Source organism: Rugamonas aquatica, assembly GCF_009380215.1.
Lineage (GTDB): Bacteria > Pseudomonadota > Gammaproteobacteria > Burkholderiales > Burkholderiaceae_D > Rugamonas > Rugamonas aquatica_B.
Genome location: NZ_WHUG01000014.1, coordinates 64,639 through 80,361, shown reverse-complemented (window position 1 = coordinate 80,361; position 15,723 = coordinate 64,639). Strand labels below are relative to the sequence as shown.

General features: G+C 62.1%; 16 protein-coding genes. 6 read left to right on the top strand and 10 right to left on the bottom strand.

Features of this window, described 5'->3' with window-relative positions:
• Nucleotides 1–133: 133 nt before the first annotated feature.
• A complete protein-coding gene (locus GEV02_RS25940) occupies nt 134–1,162 on the top strand; it encodes a hypothetical protein (protein WP_152840807.1) in 1,029 nt (342 codons plus the stop codon).
• Between the two features lie 220 nt (nt 1,163–1,382).
• Here GEV02_RS25940 and GEV02_RS25935 read toward each other — a convergent pair whose 3' ends face one another.
• Nucleotides 1,383–1,676: a hypothetical protein gene (locus GEV02_RS25935; protein ID WP_152840806.1), complete on the bottom strand. Its 294-nt coding sequence runs from the start codon at nt 1,674–1,676 to the stop codon at nt 1,383–1,385.
• A gap of 175 nt (nt 1,677–1,851) precedes the next feature.
• On the opposite strand from GEV02_RS25935, the gene mutS reads away from it, so the two are divergent.
• Together mutS and GEV02_RS25925 are read left to right on the top strand one after the other, a co-directional pair.
• Nucleotides 1,852–4,542: a DNA mismatch repair protein MutS gene (mutS, locus tag GEV02_RS25930; RefSeq protein ID WP_152840805.1), complete on the top strand. Its 2,691-nt coding sequence runs from the start codon at nt 1,852–1,854 to the stop codon at nt 4,540–4,542.
• On the top strand, nt 4,539–5,492 hold the full coding sequence (locus tag GEV02_RS25925) for a hypothetical protein (protein ID WP_152840804.1): 954 nt from the start codon (nt 4,539–4,541) through the stop codon (nt 5,490–5,492). Before mutS ends, GEV02_RS25925 begins: the two co-directional genes overlap by 4 nt.
• Nucleotides 5,493–5,504: 12 nt before the next feature.
• On the opposite strand, the gene GEV02_RS25920 is transcribed toward GEV02_RS25925, so the two are convergent.
• Nucleotides 5,505–6,047, bottom strand: a complete 543-nt coding sequence (locus GEV02_RS25920) for an FKBP-type peptidyl-prolyl cis-trans isomerase (protein ID WP_152840803.1) — start codon at nt 6,045–6,047, stop codon at nt 5,505–5,507.
• Nucleotides 6,048–6,150: 103 nt separating this feature from the next.
• Here GEV02_RS25920 and GEV02_RS25915 point away from each other — a divergent pair, with 103 nt between their 5' ends.
• The 3 genes from GEV02_RS25915 (at nt 6,151) to GEV02_RS33860 (ending at nt 8,304) form a co-directional block, all read left to right on the top strand.
• A complete protein-coding gene (locus GEV02_RS25915; protein ID WP_152840802.1) occupies nt 6,151–7,272 on the top strand; it encodes a cupin domain-containing protein in 1,122 nt (373 codons plus the stop codon).
• A gap of 16 nt (nt 7,273–7,288) precedes the next feature.
• Nucleotides 7,289–7,765 carry a DUF7931 domain-containing protein gene (locus GEV02_RS25910; protein ID WP_152840801.1) on the top strand — a complete coding sequence of 159 codons (477 nt, stop codon included), beginning with the start codon at nt 7,289–7,291 and terminating at the stop codon, nt 7,763–7,765.
• Nucleotides 7,766–8,061: 296 nt separating this feature from the next.
• The gene (locus tag GEV02_RS33860) at nt 8,062–8,304 is read left to right on the top strand and encodes a hypothetical protein (protein WP_116990225.1); all 243 of its coding nucleotides are present in this window, start codon (nt 8,062–8,064) and stop codon (nt 8,302–8,304) included.
• A gap of 145 nt (nt 8,305–8,449) precedes the next feature.
• On the opposite strand, the gene bamC is transcribed toward GEV02_RS33860, so the two are convergent.
• The 8 genes from bamC to GEV02_RS25865 all read right to left on the bottom strand — a co-directional run bounded on the left by bamC (nt 8,450) and on the right by GEV02_RS25865 (nt 15,708).
• Nucleotides 8,450–9,565, bottom strand: coding sequence for an outer membrane protein assembly factor BamC (gene bamC / locus GEV02_RS25900; protein ID WP_152840800.1), 1,116 nt, complete (start codon nt 9,563–9,565; stop codon nt 8,450–8,452).
• A 138-nt stretch (nt 9,566–9,703) separates the two neighbouring features.
• Nucleotides 9,704–10,579 carry a 4-hydroxy-tetrahydrodipicolinate synthase gene (gene dapA / locus GEV02_RS25895; RefSeq protein ID WP_152802542.1) on the bottom strand — a complete coding sequence of 292 codons (876 nt, stop codon included), beginning with the start codon at nt 10,577–10,579 and terminating at the stop codon, nt 9,704–9,706.
• An 84-nt stretch (nt 10,580–10,663) separates the two neighbouring features.
• On the bottom strand, nt 10,664–11,212 hold the full coding sequence (locus GEV02_RS25890) for a class I SAM-dependent methyltransferase (protein WP_152840799.1): 549 nt from the start codon (nt 11,210–11,212) through the stop codon (nt 10,664–10,666).
• Nucleotides 11,209–12,411 carry a tryptophan--tRNA ligase gene (locus GEV02_RS25885; RefSeq protein ID WP_008451074.1) on the bottom strand — a complete coding sequence of 401 codons (1,203 nt, stop codon included), beginning with the start codon at nt 12,409–12,411 and terminating at the stop codon, nt 11,209–11,211. Before GEV02_RS25885 ends, GEV02_RS25890 begins: the two co-directional genes overlap by 4 nt.
• A gap of 8 nt (nt 12,412–12,419) precedes the next feature.
• Entirely contained in the window at nt 12,420–13,097 is a 678-nt protein-coding gene (locus tag GEV02_RS25880) for a site-2 protease family protein (protein ID WP_152840798.1), read from the bottom strand.
• Between the two features lie 107 nt (nt 13,098–13,204).
• Nucleotides 13,205–13,828: an L-threonylcarbamoyladenylate synthase gene (locus GEV02_RS25875; RefSeq protein ID WP_152840797.1), complete on the bottom strand. Its 624-nt coding sequence runs from the start codon at nt 13,826–13,828 to the stop codon at nt 13,205–13,207.
• A gap of 43 nt (nt 13,829–13,871) precedes the next feature.
• Nucleotides 13,872–14,756, bottom strand: coding sequence for a protease HtpX (htpX, locus tag GEV02_RS25870; protein ID WP_152840796.1), 885 nt, complete (start codon nt 14,754–14,756; stop codon nt 13,872–13,874).
• A gap of 118 nt (nt 14,757–14,874) precedes the next feature.
• Nucleotides 14,875–15,708: a 3',5'-nucleoside bisphosphate phosphatase gene (locus GEV02_RS25865; protein ID WP_152840795.1), complete on the bottom strand. Its 834-nt coding sequence runs from the start codon at nt 15,706–15,708 to the stop codon at nt 14,875–14,877.
• Between the last annotated feature and the right edge of the window lie 15 nt (nt 15,709–15,723).

Genomic DNA, 15,723 nt, shown 5'->3' with positions numbered 1-15,723 from the left:
ACGTAGCGCCAGGTCACGAAGGCCATCAACGGCCTGCCGCCGCTTCGGTAGAGCATACGGCGGCAGTTTGAGCAGACTAGGGCAAGGTCAGTTACCAATCTTAACTAGCGATATATCGCAGAACACTATAACCATGGTCTTTACCAATCATGCAAAGCAGCTTGCCGGCTTTACGCAGCACACCCCGCCGCAGCAAATTAGCTGTCGGTTAATTGCGATTAAAATTTACTCCATACACGGACTAGCGTTCCCTGAAGCGGATGAGGTTCGTATTGGAGGCCTGCGGCCTGGTGTTGAGTATGGAATCGGAAACAGCCTGAATAAAATATGCCGTGAGATTATCGGTGAAGATATTACAGCGGATGAGGATAACTGGCTTCAAGAGCACAGTGCCCGCAAGCCTTTTCTTGTTACAGTGACAGCTGAAGAGAATCTTGCTACCAAAGCGTGCGAGTGGATAAGACAGGAAGGTGACATCCTGCAAACTTACGATGCGTTCACTTCGGAAAAAAACGAACTAGACGAACTGACTTCGCAGTGGGAGGTCCCTGCAGTCCTCCGTGTAGGTGCAGCGCTTTCCACCGAAGACCGGTTAGTCAAAATCGTGCATGTAAAAACGCAGAAGATGGGAAGACTAGATGACGGCCGCTGGCTCGCTGACATCCACTTCTCTGGGCATGCTTCCCTAACAAGAAATCACGGACTCCCAATCGACATCGCCAGCCAACTTATCAACGACAGCGCCAGAGATGTCGCAGACGTCGGTGAGCGAGTGAGCCGGCTCATGTACGCCGCAATACAGGAGCGCGATAACATGAAAGCTTTCTTATTTTCTTGGATGGCATTGGAGGTCTTAGTCAACAAAAGATTTGATGCTCTAAGCGTGAAGCTATTCCCAGACCACGGCTTACCAGAAGAAATGGGCCTACGCGTGGCCAAGCTCTATCAAGACAAAAACCGAACTCGGGAAGTCCGCACAGCCAGTCAGAAATTTGCCTATTTAGTGATTTTTCAGTGGAGAGCGCTTGAACCAACCGATTTCGACGCTTTTGTGAGCGTCAAAAAATATCGGGATGAATTTGCTCACGGCAATGCCATCGACCATCGTACACTACCGACGGAATCGATCCTCATGCTCCTGAACAAAATTCTCAACCAATAAGCCGCTGGGCGATGTACAAACAGGGGCATTGTAGTCACGCCGTCCTCACCTCGTTGGCGCGTATCTTTCCATGCCAATGATCGTGAGGGACTTAGAGCCACGAGTCGAAGCGACATAAAGATCTTGGGAGTCCAATGCGTCAGCATCAAGGACAACAGCTTGGTCGTATTCCAGTGCAGACCTGTTAATGATGAGGCGCACTCCCTCATCGCTGCCAGCACTACGGTTGCTGCGACTTATGAGGTTGCGACGCGACGAAATCATCAAGAACTTGCCAAGCTATCTCATGCAGAACTTTGCCATTTTCGACTTCAACATGCCATGCGGGGCTGGTGGAGATGTACTCTTTCGCCTCATCTAGCGAGTAAAATCCCGAATTTCGCAATGCGAGTATGACGTCGGAAATAGACAAGCCTCGCTGTTTTAGGTCCAATAGAATATGCTCCCGTTCAGCATCATCCGCCTGCGGCCACTTCGACCGTATCAGTTCGACACCGATTTCAGATTTATTCATTTCTTTCTCCGACACGAGTCTTCAAAGCTCGTTTTGATTCACCCAGTGTACGCCCTCAAGAACGGCAGTGCGTTTTCACCAGTAACACAGCCGAAAGCGGTAAAATGACAGGTTACGCGCGGGGGCTGGTTGAGCCTTCGCAAAACCAGACTCACGCACCGCCGAAAAAGAACCAATGACCACCGTCCCGAACGAAATCAACGCCGCCGCCGTCAAGAACAGCCCCACCGAAAAAGTCACCCCGATGATGCAGCAGTACCTGAGCATCAAGGCCGAGTACCCGGACATGCTGGTGTTCTACCGCATGGGCGACTTCTATGAGCTGTTCCATTCGGACGCGGAAAAGGCGGCGCGCGTGCTGGGCATCACGCTGACCGCGCGCGGCAGTTCGGGCGGCCAGCCGATCAAGATGTGCGGCGTGCCTTTCCATTCGCTCGAAGGCTATCTGGCCAAGCTGGTCAAGATCGGCGAGTCGTGCGCGATCTGCGAACAGATCGGCGACCCGGCCACCAGCAAGGGACCGGTCGAACGCAAGGTGATGCGCGTGGTCACGCCGGGCACGCTGACCGACGCCGACCTGCTGCCGGAAAAAGCCGAGCGTCCGCTGCTGGCGATGTGCATCATCAGCCAGCGCAAGGTCGCCACGGCCGGCCTGGCGTGGCTGTCGCTGGCTTCCGGCGCGCTGAAGCTGATGGAGTTCTCCGGCGACACCCGCACCGTCACCGCCCGCATGCAGCAGGAGCTGGAGCGCATCGCGCCGGCCGAGGTGCTGCGCGGCGATAACGCCGACCTGTTCGAAGAAACGCTGAGCTGCCACGTCAACCGCGTGCCGGACTGGCACTTCGACGTGGTCGGCGGCCACAAGGCGCTGCTCGATCAGCTGAGCGTGGCGACGCTGACCGGCTTCGGCGCCGACGGCCTGGGCGCCGCGTTCGGCGCGGCCGGCGCGCTGCTGCGCTACGCCCAGTCGACGCAGGGACGCGGCCTGCAGCACGTGCGCTCGCTGGCGACCGAAACCGAAAACGAATTCATCGGCCTCGATGCCGCCACCCGCCGCAACCTGGAACTGACCGAGACCATCCGCGGCCAGGAATCCCCTACCCTGTTCTCGCTGCTGGACCACTGCCGCACCGCGATGGGTTCGCGCCTGCTGCGCCACTGGCTGCACCACGCGCGCCGCGACCAGGCCATCGCCCGCTCGCGCCATGAAGCCATCGCCGCGCTGGGCCAGGCCGACGCCACCGGCACGCTGTCGCACACGCTGGCGCAGGTGCCGGATATCGAGCGCATCACCACCCGCATCGCGCTGCTGTCGGCGCGCCCGCGCGACCTGGCCAGCCTGCGCGACGGCGTGCAGCAACTGCCTGCACTGCGCCACGCGATGCAGCGCGCACTGACCGACACCGACGGCCTGCTGGCCGCCATCCACGCCGACATGGCCACGCCCGAGTCCTGCCTCGATCTGCTGCAACGCGCTGTGGCGCTGGAGCCGGCGGCCATGGTGCGCGACGGCGGCGTGTTCGCACGCGGCTTCGACGCCGAACTCGATGAACTGCGCGCGCTGTCCGAAAACGCCGGCCAGTTCCTGGTCGACCTGGAGACGCGCGAACGCGCCCGCACCGGCATCGCCAACCTGCGCGTGGAGTACAACAAGGTGCACGGCTTCTACATCGAAGTCACGCACGGCCAGACCACCAAGGTGCCGGACGACTACCGCCGCCGCCAGACGCTGAAGAACGCCGAGCGCTACATCACGCCGGAACTGAAGGCCTTCGAAGACAAGGCCTTGTCGGCGCAGGACAAGGCGCTGGCGCGCGAGAAGATGCTGTACGACCAGCTGCTGGCCGACCTGGCGCCGTTCATCGGCAGCCTGCAAACGATCTCGAAGGCGCTGGCCCAGCTGGACGCCCTGACCTCGCTGACCGACCACGCGCTGCGCCACAACTGGTGCGCGCCGCAGCTGGTGGACACGCCATGCATCAACATCGCCGAAGGCCGCCATCCGGTGGTGGAGAACCAGATCGAACGCTTCATCGCCAACGATTGCCGCTTCGTCGAAGACCGCCGCCTGCTGCTGATCACCGGCCCTAACATGGGCGGTAAATCGACCTTCATGCGCCAGGTGGCGCTGATTACGCTGCTGGCCTACGTGGGCAGCTACGTGCCGGCCACCAGCGCGACCATCGGCCCGATCGACCGCATCTTCACCCGCATCGGCGCCACCGACGACCTGGCCGGCGGCCGCTCGACCTTCATGGTGGAGATGACCGAATCGGCCGCGATCCTGAACGGCGCCACCGAGCATTCGCTGGTGCTGATGGATGAAGTGGGCCGCGGCACCTCGACCTTCGACGGCCTGGCGCTGGCGTGGGCGATCGCGCGCCACCTGATCGACACCAGCCGCAGCTTCTCGCTGTTCGCCACCCACTACTTCGAACTGACGCAGCTGCCGGAGAGCCATCCGACGGCGGCCAACGTCCACCTGTCGGCGGTCGAGCACAAGGACAGCATCGTGTTCCTGCACGCGGTGCAGGACGGCCCGGCTTCGCAGAGCTACGGCTTGCAGGTGGCGCAGCTGGCCGGCGTGCCGCAGCCGGTCATCAAGGCCGCGCGCAAGCACCTGGCCCGCCTGGAAGCGCAGGCGCTGGACGCCACGCCGCAGCTGGACCTGTTCGCCGCGCCGACCACCGATGCCGACGACGAAGAACTGGAGGCGCCGGCGCACAGCGCACCGGCCGCCGCCAGCCCGGCGATGCGCGAGCTGTTCGATGCGCTCGACGATCTCGATCCGGATGCGCTGACGCCGCGCGAAGCGCTGGAGCGCCTGTACCAGCTCAAACGCCTGACGGAGACGGCCCAGGCATGATGCCGCTGCGCGCCCACGGTTTTGCCATGGCCGTTGGCCTGGCGGCGCTGACGGCCTGCCCGGCGCAGGCCGTGCAGCCGGCGGTGCGCGGTTTCCAGTTCGGCGTGATCGGCCACTCGTTCAAGAGCGGGCCGGATGAATCGGTGCTCAAGCGCGCCATCGCCGACGCCACGCTGATCGCGCCCGCCTTCATCGTCGCCACCGGCATCAAGGCCAGCACCGAGCCTTGCAGCGACAGGCTGTATGCCCAGCGCCGCGCGCTGCTCAACGATGCGGCGCCGCCGATGATCGTGTCGCTGGCCGGCAGCGACTGGAGCGCCTGCGTCAATTCCATCGGCCGCTCGAACGCCATCGAACGCCTGAACCGCCTGCGCGAACTGTTCTACGCCGACGGCGAATCGCTGGGCGAGCGCCGCCTGCCGATGACGCGCTTGTCGGCCAGCGCCAAGTTCCGCAGCTACGCCGAGAACGCGCACTGGGAATACGGCAAGGTGCTGTTCGCCACCATCAACCTGCCCGCCAATAACAACCACTTCCGCGCCGAGGCCGGCCGCAACAGCGAGTACGAAGACCGCCTGGTGGCCAACCGCGCCTGGCTGCACCGCCTGTTCACGCTGGCGGAGCGGCAGAAGATGCAGGGACTGGTGCTGTTCTCGGACGGCGATGTCGGCGTGCAGGCGGAGCAAGGCTTCTCGCTGCTGCCGAGTTTTCAGTCGAAACAGGATGGCTTCGCCGAACCGCGCCGGCAGATACGGGCGATGGCGGAAAAATTCAAAGGGAAGGTGCTGCTGGTCGATACGCAGAGCGGCGCGGGGACCGAGCCGGCCATCGTCTGGCGTGGCAATGTGGGACATCTGAGCCTGGCCGCCGAATGGGCCGAGGTGCGCGTCGCGCCCGGCACCGCCGCCCTGTTCACGCTCAAGGGCGGCAGCGCCGAAGCGACGCCTTAATTCACTTGCTGCTTAGTGTATCGGGTGGATGGCGACGTGATCGCCGTCTTCGCCTTCGTCGTCCTCGTCACCGTGGTGGTGGCCGTGGGCGCCGTGCACGTGGCCGTGGGCGATTTCTTCTTCCGAGGCTTCACGCACGTCGGCAACGCTCAGCGAGAAGCGCAGCGCCATGCCGGCCAGCGGGTGATTGCCGTCCAGGACCACTTTGTCGTCAGCGATATCGGTGACGGTGAAGATCATCGCTTCTTCGCCATCGTCGCCGTCCGGCATGCCTTCGAACTGCATGCCCACTTCCAGCGGCTCAGGCAGGCGGTTGCGCGGCTCGACCTTGACCAGCGCGGCGTCGTAGTCGCCGAACGCATCTTCCGGCTCGATCTGGATGGTCGACGAATAGCCGACTTCCTTGCCGTCCAGTTCTTCTTCAATTTTAGGCAGCGTGTTCTCGTAGCCGCCGTGCAGGTAAACCATAGGCTGACGGCCGTCTTCGATCAGATTGTCCTGGGCATCGGACAGCTTGTAATTCACAGTCACGACCGTGTTCTTGGCAATCTTCATTTTGTAATTCCTTTCTGTATATAAGCCCCGGAATTATACCTTGGATCGCCTGCCGGACCGCCGCCAGCCCGACAATCGGCGCGGCGATGGTTATAATGAGCGCATGAAAAAATTACCTCTCCTCGGCGATATCACGCCGGCGCAGTTCCTGCGCGACTACTGGCACAAGAAGCCCCTGCTGATCCGCAACGCCATCCCCGGATTCAAGCCTTTGCTGAGCATGGAGGCGCTGACCAAACTGGCCTCGACCAACCACGCGGAATCGCGCCTGGTGACCAACGTCGATGGCCAGTGGCATATGCAGCACGGCCCGCTGGAAAGCCTGCCGCCGATGGACCAGAAGGAATGGACCATGCTGGTCCAGGGCGTCAATCTGTTCGACGCCAAGGCCGACGCGCTGCTGCGCCAGTTCCGCTTCATTCCCGATGCCCGCCTGGACGACCTGATGGTCAGCTTCGCCACCGATGGCGGCGGCGTCGGTCCGCACTTCGATTCCTACGACGTGTTCCTGCTGCAGGCCCAGGGCCAGCGCCGCTGGAGCATCGGCCCGCAAAAGGATTTGACGCTGGTCGAAGGCCTGCCGCTGAAGATCCTGGCCAACTTCAAGCCGAACGAAGAGTTCGTGCTGAACCCGGGCGACATGCTGTACCTGCCGCCGCACTACGCGCACGACGGCATCGCCATCGGCGATTGCCAGACCTATTCGATCGGCTTCCGTTCGCCGTCCTACCAGGAGCTGGGCGAAGCCTTCCTGCAATTCATGGCCGATTCGATCGACCTGCCGGGCCGCTACGGCGATCCTGAACTGGAGGCGACCGCCAAGCCGGCGGAAATCCCGCGCCACATGCTGAACACGATCGCCGAGGAAATCAACAAGGTCAGCTTCACCGAGGAAGACATCACCATCTTCCTGGGCGAGTATATGTCCGAGCCCAAGCACAATGTGTTCTTCACCGGCCCGGCCAAGCCGCTGACGTTCGGCAAGTTCGGCGAAAGCGCGGCGAAAAAAGGCTTGTCGCTGTCGCGCAAGACGCAAATGCTGTACCGCGGCAAACATGTGTTCATCAACGGCGAATCGTTCGGCGTCAGCCGCGCCGACAAGATCACGCTGGAGCTGCTGGCCAACGACCGCGCGCTGGACGGCACGGCGCTGGCGGCGGCCTCGGACGACGTCATGGACGCGTTATACACCTGGTATCAGGACGGCTGGATAGAGTTGGGTTAACCACGGGGGAAGCAGCATGGAACGGCAGAGTTTTCCATTCACCACCAGGGCGGAATTTCTCCAGCACCTGTCCAGCTGCATCGCCCGCGCCGAGCACACGCTGACCATGTTCGACCCGGATTTCCACATCTGGGAACTGGGCGCCAGCGCCACCGACGCCCAGCTGCGGCACTACCTGAAAAACGGCGGCCGCCTGCAGCTGGCGGCGCACGAGGGCCGCGCCGTCGAGCGCGACGCGCCCCGCTTCCTGCGCCTGATCAAGGACTACGGCCACCTGGTCGAGGTGCGCCGCACCAGCCAGCAATTGCGCCAGCTGACGGACTCCTTCTGCATCGCCGACGACCGCCATATTGTGCGCCGTTTTCATGCCGATCATTTCCGTGGCGAAGCGGTTTTTGACGGGCCGGAAGATACCCAAACCAGTGCCGAACGTTTTATTACAATTTGGTTAGAGTCGGCGCCCGGATTGTACGCAAACTCAACTGGATTATGAGTCAGTTCAAGGTAAAATGCCGGAGTTCGATGCGAACACTGGTATTTCGTGCAAACTCTGCTAAAGTGGAGTCGAAACCGAAATGTTGCGATATCGCAAAATAGTAGTGAAAACGGCTGTTTGTCCTATTGCGACGCACTAAAAATCGCTATAATATTCGGTTAGGAAGTTTCCGTTGTCTGGCAGGCACCATTTTCGGTACGAAAGCCTTCGAAGACGACCTAATGAGCGATAATTACCGGTAATTATTAATCGCAACAATTGTGTTTAATTTTGAATTAATTAAGGAAAACCCCATGAAAAAATCCCTGCTGATCGTTTCCCTGCTGGCTGTTGCTCTGGCTGCTTGCTCCAAAAAAGAAGAAGCTCCTGCTGCTCCAGCTCCAGTAGCTGCTCCAGAAGCCGCTGCTCCAGCTGCTGCTCCAGCACCAGCACCAGCTGCTGACGCTGCTGCTCCAGCCGCTGCTGCTCCTGCTGCTTCGGACGCTGCTGCTGCTCCAGCCGCTTCGGCTGCTGCTGCTCCTGCTGCTTCGAAGTAATCAGCTTGCGGAAAAAACCGGCCTTCGGGCCGGTTTTTTTTCGTCTCAAGCTTTTATCGGGGTGAGCCCCAATAAAAAAAAACCGCCAGCCTGAACGCGCTCAAGATCGCGCTCAGTGCAGGCGGTTTTTTTTATTTGTATCGTTTTATTTCAATTGTTCGTGCAGCAGGGTCAGGATCTTATCTGCCACTGGCGTTGCTTCCGCTTTACCAGTATTGCTCAACACGGTAACAGTGCTGCTATTACCCGCGCCGGCTTTCACCGAAATGCGATAGCGCTGCGCTTCCTTATCGGCTTCCGACGACGAACCCCAGCTGAACAGCTTGCCGAAGAAGCCCTTGGTTTCCGTCGTGTCGTCGACGTAGCGAACGAAATAAGTACCCTGGGTGCGGTCGCGGTCTTCCACGGTGAAGCCGGCGCGGTCCAGCGCCAGGCCGACACGACGCCAGGCGCGGTCGAAGCCCTCATCCACCTGCACGGCGCGCTCGGCGCCCGCACCCACCAGCGACGCATGCTGCGGCTGCACAATCGCGCCATCGACGGCGGTCTTGGCTTGCGCTACTTCGGCGCCGTTGCCCAGCTTGGTCATCAGGCGTGCCAGGAATTCGGCTTCCAGGCCCGGATCGTTAGGACGCGGGGTCCAGGTGGTCGATTCCTTCTGGGCGCCGGTGACAACTTCCTGCGCGCCGCGATGGCTGACGTAGATCTCGCTGGCACCATCGGCGCGGCGCTCGATGCGGGTGCGGAACTTGTCGCGCTCGCCGCTCGAATAGACCGAGTCGAAGACCTTGCCGATGGTGTTGCGGATGAAGTCTTGCGGAATCTTCGCGCGGTTTTCATTCCACTCGGTTTCCATGGTGCCGGCGGTGGCGTTTTCCTTGGCCAGCACAAAGCCCGAATCTTCCCAGAACTGCTTCAGCTGCGGCCACAGTTGCTCAGGCGTCTGCTTGATTACCAGCCAGCGCTGATTGCCGTCGCGCTCGACCTTGATATCGTTGATGCTGGTCGGCACCACGGTACCGGCAGGAGGCGTGCCCGGAATGATGGCGCCAGGACCGGCGACGATGCCCTTGGAGGCGTTGTAGCCGGAAGCCGTGGCGACGCCGTTGTTCGAATCCGGCAGCGAGTAGCGGTTATCTTTCTGCAATTGCGTCAGATCCGGCGGCACGTCCAGCGTGCTGGCCTTCTTGGCGGACTTGTAGTCCACCTTGTCGTTACCGACTACCGAACCGATCATGCCGCAACCGGTCAAACTGGCCATCAATGCGCCTACTACGACGGCGCGCTGCGAGGAAATAGAAGCTGTCTTGCGAATAGTCATGTCGTTACTGTTTAAGAAGCTGAAAAGCAGCAAATCAGGGTTGATCCGAACCGAAGTCGGGGCTTGTTGCTAAGGTTTTTACAGCACGCCGGCTTCTCGCAGGGCCGCGCGCACCGCTTCGTGGCAGTCGGCCGCCAGCGGCACCAGCGGCAGACGGATGCCGGCTGGCATTTTGCCCATTTCCGCCAGCGCCCATTTGACCGGCACCGGATTCGGCTCGATGAACAGTTTTTGATGCAGCGGGAACATTTTATTGTTCAGTTCCACTGCCTTGGCGATATTGCCGGCGATCGCCGCTTCGCACATGTCGGCCATGTCGCGCGGGGCGACGTTGGCGGTGACGGAGATGTTGCCTGCGCCGCCGGCCAGCATCAGCGCCATCGCGGTCGGATCGTCGCCCGAGTAGACGGCGAACGATTTGGGCGCCAGACGCAGCAGGTCGTAGCCGCGGCCGATGTTGCCGGTCGCATCTTTGACGCCGACGATGTTCGGGATTTGCGCCAGACGCAGGATGGTGTCGTTGCTCATGTCGGCAACGGTGCGGCCCGGCACGTTGTACAGGATCACCGGCAGGTCCACCGCTTCGGCGATGGCCTTGAAGTGCTGGTACATGCCTTCCTGGGTAGGACGGTTGTAGTAAGGAACCACTTGCAGCGTGGCGTCCGCGCCGGCTTCCTTGGCGAAGCGGGTCAGCTTGATCGCCTCGGCGGTCGAGTTGGCGCCGGCGCCGGCGATGATCGGGATGCGGCCCTTGGCGTGGGCGACCGTCGCCTTGATCAGCGCGCAGTGCTCTTCCACGCTCACCGTGGCCGACTCGCCGGTGGTGCCGGCGATGACGATGCTGTCCGTACCTTCGGCGATGTGCCAGTCGATCAGCTGATTCAGACCCTCGAAGTCCAGACTGCCGTCTGCGTTCATCGGGGTGACGATTGCTACTATGCTGCCCTTAATCATAGGAAACCACTGCATAAAGTATTAAAACAACGATTGTAGACGATAGGCCGCCGATATGGTGCATTCGGGGCGACAAATCGGCCGTCAAAATGGCGGTAAAAGTGCCGCCACGCGGGGAAAATCAGGCTTCACGGCGCACAGACGTTGCACCATGGCAGCTTTCGGCGTATCGACGACGCCGTCTTCAAAGGCCACCACGCGCAAGCCGTGGCTGCGGGCCAATTCCAGCAGCTCGCCGGCCTGCAGCAAAAAGGCCGGATTCGATGGCTTGCCGAACTGGGCGTTGCCGTCCGCGAAGGTTTCGTAGATCAGCACGCCGTTCGGCGCCAGGCTGCCCAACATGTCGGCGATTAGCGGGCGATGCAGGTAGTTTGTGACCACGATGCCGGCAAATCGGTCGGGACCGAAGGGCCAGGCGGCGCCCGCCTCCTCCAGGTCGATGGCGCTGGTGGTGATTTCCGGCCCGGCCGCGGCGGCCAGCGCCTCGGCGTCGCGGTCCACCGCCACCACGGCGTGGCCCAGGGAAGCCAGGTGGCGCGAATGGCGGCCGCTGCCGCAGGCCAGGTCCAGCACTTCGCCGCCAGGGATCAGCGGTGCATAGCGCTGCACCCAGGATGAGATCAGTTCACTCATGAGTAGGCCAGCCCCATCGCTTCGCGCACGTCGCGCATGGTTTCCAGCGCCAGCTTGCGGGCCGCGTCATTGCCGTCGGCGACGATGGCGCGCACCAGCGACGGGTCATCCAGATACTGCTGGGCGCGCTCGTGCATAGGCTCCTGCTCCTTGACGATGGCGTCGATCACCGGCTGTTTGCATTCGATGCAGCCGATACCGGCGGATTTACATCCTTTTACCACCCATTCCTGGGTGGCGTTGTCGGAATACACCTGATGGAACTGCCAGACCGGGCAGCGGGCCGGATCGCCGGCGTCGGTGCGGCGCACGCGGGCGGGGTCGGTGGGCATGGTGCGGATTTTCTTTTCGACCGAGGCTTTGTCTTCGCGCAGCGCGATCGAGTTGCCGTAGCTCTTGGACATCTTGCGGCCATCCAGGCCCGGCAGGCGCGAGGCGGCCGTCAGGCGGGCTTGCGGCTCGACCAGGATCAGCTTGCGGCTGCCTTCCAGATAGCCGAACAGGCGCTCGCGGTCGCCCATCGACAGGCTCTGGGCGTCGTCCAGCATGGCCTTGGCCTGCTCCAGCGCCTCTTCCTTGCCGTCCTGCTGGTATTCGGTGCGCAGTTCGTTGTAGAGCTTGGCGCGCTTGCTGCCCAGCTTTTTCACCGCATCCTGCGCCTTTTCTTCGAAGCCTTTTTCCTTGCCGTACAAATGATTAAAACGGCGCGCAATTTCGCGCATCATCTCGATATGCGGCACCTGGTCGTCGCCCACCGGCACCTGGCTGGCGCGGTAGATCAGCACGTCGGCGGCCTGCAGCAGCGGGTAGCCGAGGAAGCCGTAGGTGGCCAGGTCTTTGTTGGCCAGGTTCTCGATCTGGTCCTTGTAGGTCGGCACGCGTTCCAGCCAGCCCAGCGGCGTGGCCATCGACAGCAGCAGGTGCAGCTCGGCATGTTCCGGCACGCGCGACTGGATGAACAGCGTGGACTGCGACGGATCGATGCCGGCGGCCAGCCAGTCGACCAGCATGTCCCAGGTGCTGCGCTCGATGACGGTCGGGTCGTCGTAGTGCGTGGTCAGCGCGTGCCAGTCGGCCACGAAGAACAGGCATGGCAACTCGGACTGCATCTTGATCCAGTTCTTCAAGGCGCCGTGGTAGTGGCCCAGGTGCATGGCCCCGGTGGGGCGCATGCCGGATACAACACGATCGGGATACATAGTCGGGCTCAGCTCAGAATGAAAATAAGGGGGTACAACAGCACGTAGAAGATGCTTTGCAAGAAGTGCATGCCGCCGACCAGGAAGCCTGTCAGCAAGCCGAACTGCATCATCAGGATCAGGCCGATGAACACATACATGCCGTAGCGCTCGATCTGCGCATACTTGCGCGCCAGCGGCATCGGCAGGATGCCGGTGACGATGCGGCCGCCATCAAGCGGCGGCAGCGGTATCAGGTTGAAGATGCACATCGCCGAGTTCACGCCGTAGCCCGCCTCGGCCATCTTGACGAAGAAGTCGTCCGGCGGCATGCCCAGCGCCTGGATCATCACCACCCACAGCGCCATCCAGCCCAGGCCCATGGCGAAGTTGGCCGCCGGACCGGCAGCCGCCACCAGCGCCATCTGCTTCTTCGGATTGCGCAGGCGGCCGAAATCGACCGGCACCGGCTTGGCGTAGCCGAGCGCAGGCAGGTGCAGCAGGCTCAGGATCAGCGGCAGGATGACGGTGCCGAAAGGATCGATGTGGCGCAGCGGATTGGCGGTCAGGCGCCCTTCGTTGGCTGCGGTGGGGTCGCCGAAATAGCGGGCGACGTATCCGTGTGCGGCTTCATGCAGGGAAATTGCAAAAAGAACAGGGATCAGGTAGACCGTGATGGTCTGGATAATACTGTCGGTTTCGTTCATGAGGGGGATTTTACCAGAGGCCGGGTAAGCCACTTGCTGCGCCGTCAGGGGCCGGCGCACTTGCCCTGTTGAATGCCTGACAATGACAGCCCAGGCTTAGGCCGGGCTTACAGGCCGAACATGGCCGCATCGCCCCTGCCCTGGCGCACCAGCTCGGCGTCCGAACCGCTGAGGTCGATCACCGTGGTGGGTTCCATGCTGCAGGCGCCGCCGTCGATAATCAGCTCGATCTGCTTGCCGAGGCGTTCGCAAATGGTGTCGGCATCGTTCAGCGCATCGTCCTCGCCCGGCATGATCAGCGTCGTGCCCAGCAGCGGCTGTTGCAATTCTTCCAATAGCGCGTGGACGATGGCGTCCTCGGGCACCCGCAGGCCTATGGTCTTGCGCGACGGATGGCTGAGCCGGCGCGGCACGCACTTGGTCGCCTCCAGGATGAAGGTGAACGGGCCCGGCGTGGCGGCCTTCAGCAGGCGGAACTGGCGGTTGTCGACCCGCGCGTAGACGCCGATCTCGCTCAGGTCGCGGCACAGCAGGGTCAGGTGGTGTTTTTCATCGATGCCGCGGATGCGCCGCAGCCGCTCGACGGCGGCCTTGTCATCCAGATGGCAGACCAGGGCATAGCAGGAATCCGTCGGCACGGCGACGATGCCGCCGTCGTGCACGATCTGCGCCGCCTGCTTGATCAGGCGCGGCTGCGGATTGACGGGATGGACCTGGAAAAATTGACTCATATGGCCGCTGCCGGGGCATGCTCCCGGCCGCTGTTAATAACGCTTAGGATTGTACGCTACGCAAGGCGGCAATACGTTGTTCGAACGGCGGGTGGGTCGAAAACAGCGCGCCCCAGCCACCGGCGGCGGTGATGCCGGCCGCCGCGATCGACTGCGGCAAGGCGCCCGGCTCCATGCCGTTCAGGCGGGCCAGCGCGTGCTGCATCGGCACGCTGCTGCCCAGCAGCTTGGCGGAACCGGCGTCGGCGCGGAATTCGCGCTGGCGCGAGAACCAGGCCACGATCAGCGAGGCGGCCAGGCCGAAGATGATTTCGCACACGAACACGGTCACCATGTAGCCGATGCCGGGACCACGGCGTTCATTGTCGTTATTCTTCAACAGCACGTTGTCGACGAAGAAGCCCACCACCCGCGCCAGGAACACCACGAAGGTATTCACCACGCCCTGGATCAGGGTCATCGTCACCATGTCGCCGTTGGCGATGTGGGCGACTTCGTGGCCCAGCACGGCTTCGACTTCGTCGCGGTTCATGTTTTCCAGCAGGCCGGTGGACACCGCCACCAGCGCCGAGTTCTTGAACGCGCCGGTGGCGAAGGCGTTCGGCTCGCCGTCGTAGACCGCCACTTCCGGCATGCCGATGCCGGCGCGCTCGGACAGCGCCTTGACGGTGTTGACCAGCCACAGCTCGGTCGACGACGACGGTGCGGCGATCACGCGGGCGCCAGTCGACCACTTGGCCATCGGCTTGCTGATCAGCAGCGAGAAGATCGCGCCGGTAAAGCCCACCACCAGCGAAAACGCCAGCAGGCTGCCCAGTTGCAGCGTGTTGCCCGATCCCGGACGGCCTATGCCCAGCAGCGACAGGACGATGGACAGCACCAGCATCACGGCGAGGTTGGTGGCGATAAACAGGATGATGCGTTTCATGGGAAGGTCTCCGGTACAGGCAAAAAATTTGCCCAAATCATAAGGTATGACCGTGCGAACGCAAATTCAAGATACAAGCTCTTACAACGCGCCGGTAATCGACGCGGTAATTTACCGATTAAAACCAGTCGTGCCAGACGGGTGTGACGTTGGCCGGCAGCGGCAGCAGCAGCGCGAAATCGACGCGGGATTCGCCCGGCGCATGGAAATCGGTGCCGCGCGAAGCCAGGAAGCCGTAGCTGTTGGCCAGCTGCGCGTAGACCGCGTACTGGTCCGGCGTATGGCTGCCGGTGACGACCTCGATCGCCGTGCCGCCCAGCTGCTTGAATTCGTCGAACAACTGGCCCTGCGCCAGCTGGCTGAACTTGTAGCGGCCCGGATGCGCGATCACGGCGACGCCGCCGGCGCCGCGTATCCAGTTGACCGAGTCGGCCAGCGTGGCCCAGCAATGCGGCACGTAGCCGGGCTTGCCTTCGGACAGGTATTTCTTGAACACTTCGGGGATGTTGGCGCAGGCGCCCACTTCCACTAGGTAGCGTGCAAAGTGGGTGCGCGACATCAGGTCGGGATTGCCGACATACTTGAGCGCGCCCTCGTAGGCGTCCGGTATGCCGGCCTTGGCCAGCTGATGGGCGATTTCGCGGCCACGGTTATCGCGGCCTGAGCGCGTGCGGGCCAGGCCCTCGACCAGCCCGGCGTTGTGCTCGTCGATCTGCAGGCCGACGATGTGCACGGTTTCGTTGGCCCAGGTGATGGAAATCTCCACCCCGGTGACGAAGCGCATGCCCTGCTCCTGGGCGGCTACGCGGGCGGCGGCGATGCCGCCCACTTCGTCATGATCGGTCAAGGCCCACACGTCCACCCCCGCCTTGCGCGCGTGCTGCGCCACGGCGGCCGGCGCGAGGACGCCGTCGGAAACATTGGAATGGCAGTGCAGATCGACTTTCAACATATGGCTCAATGATTA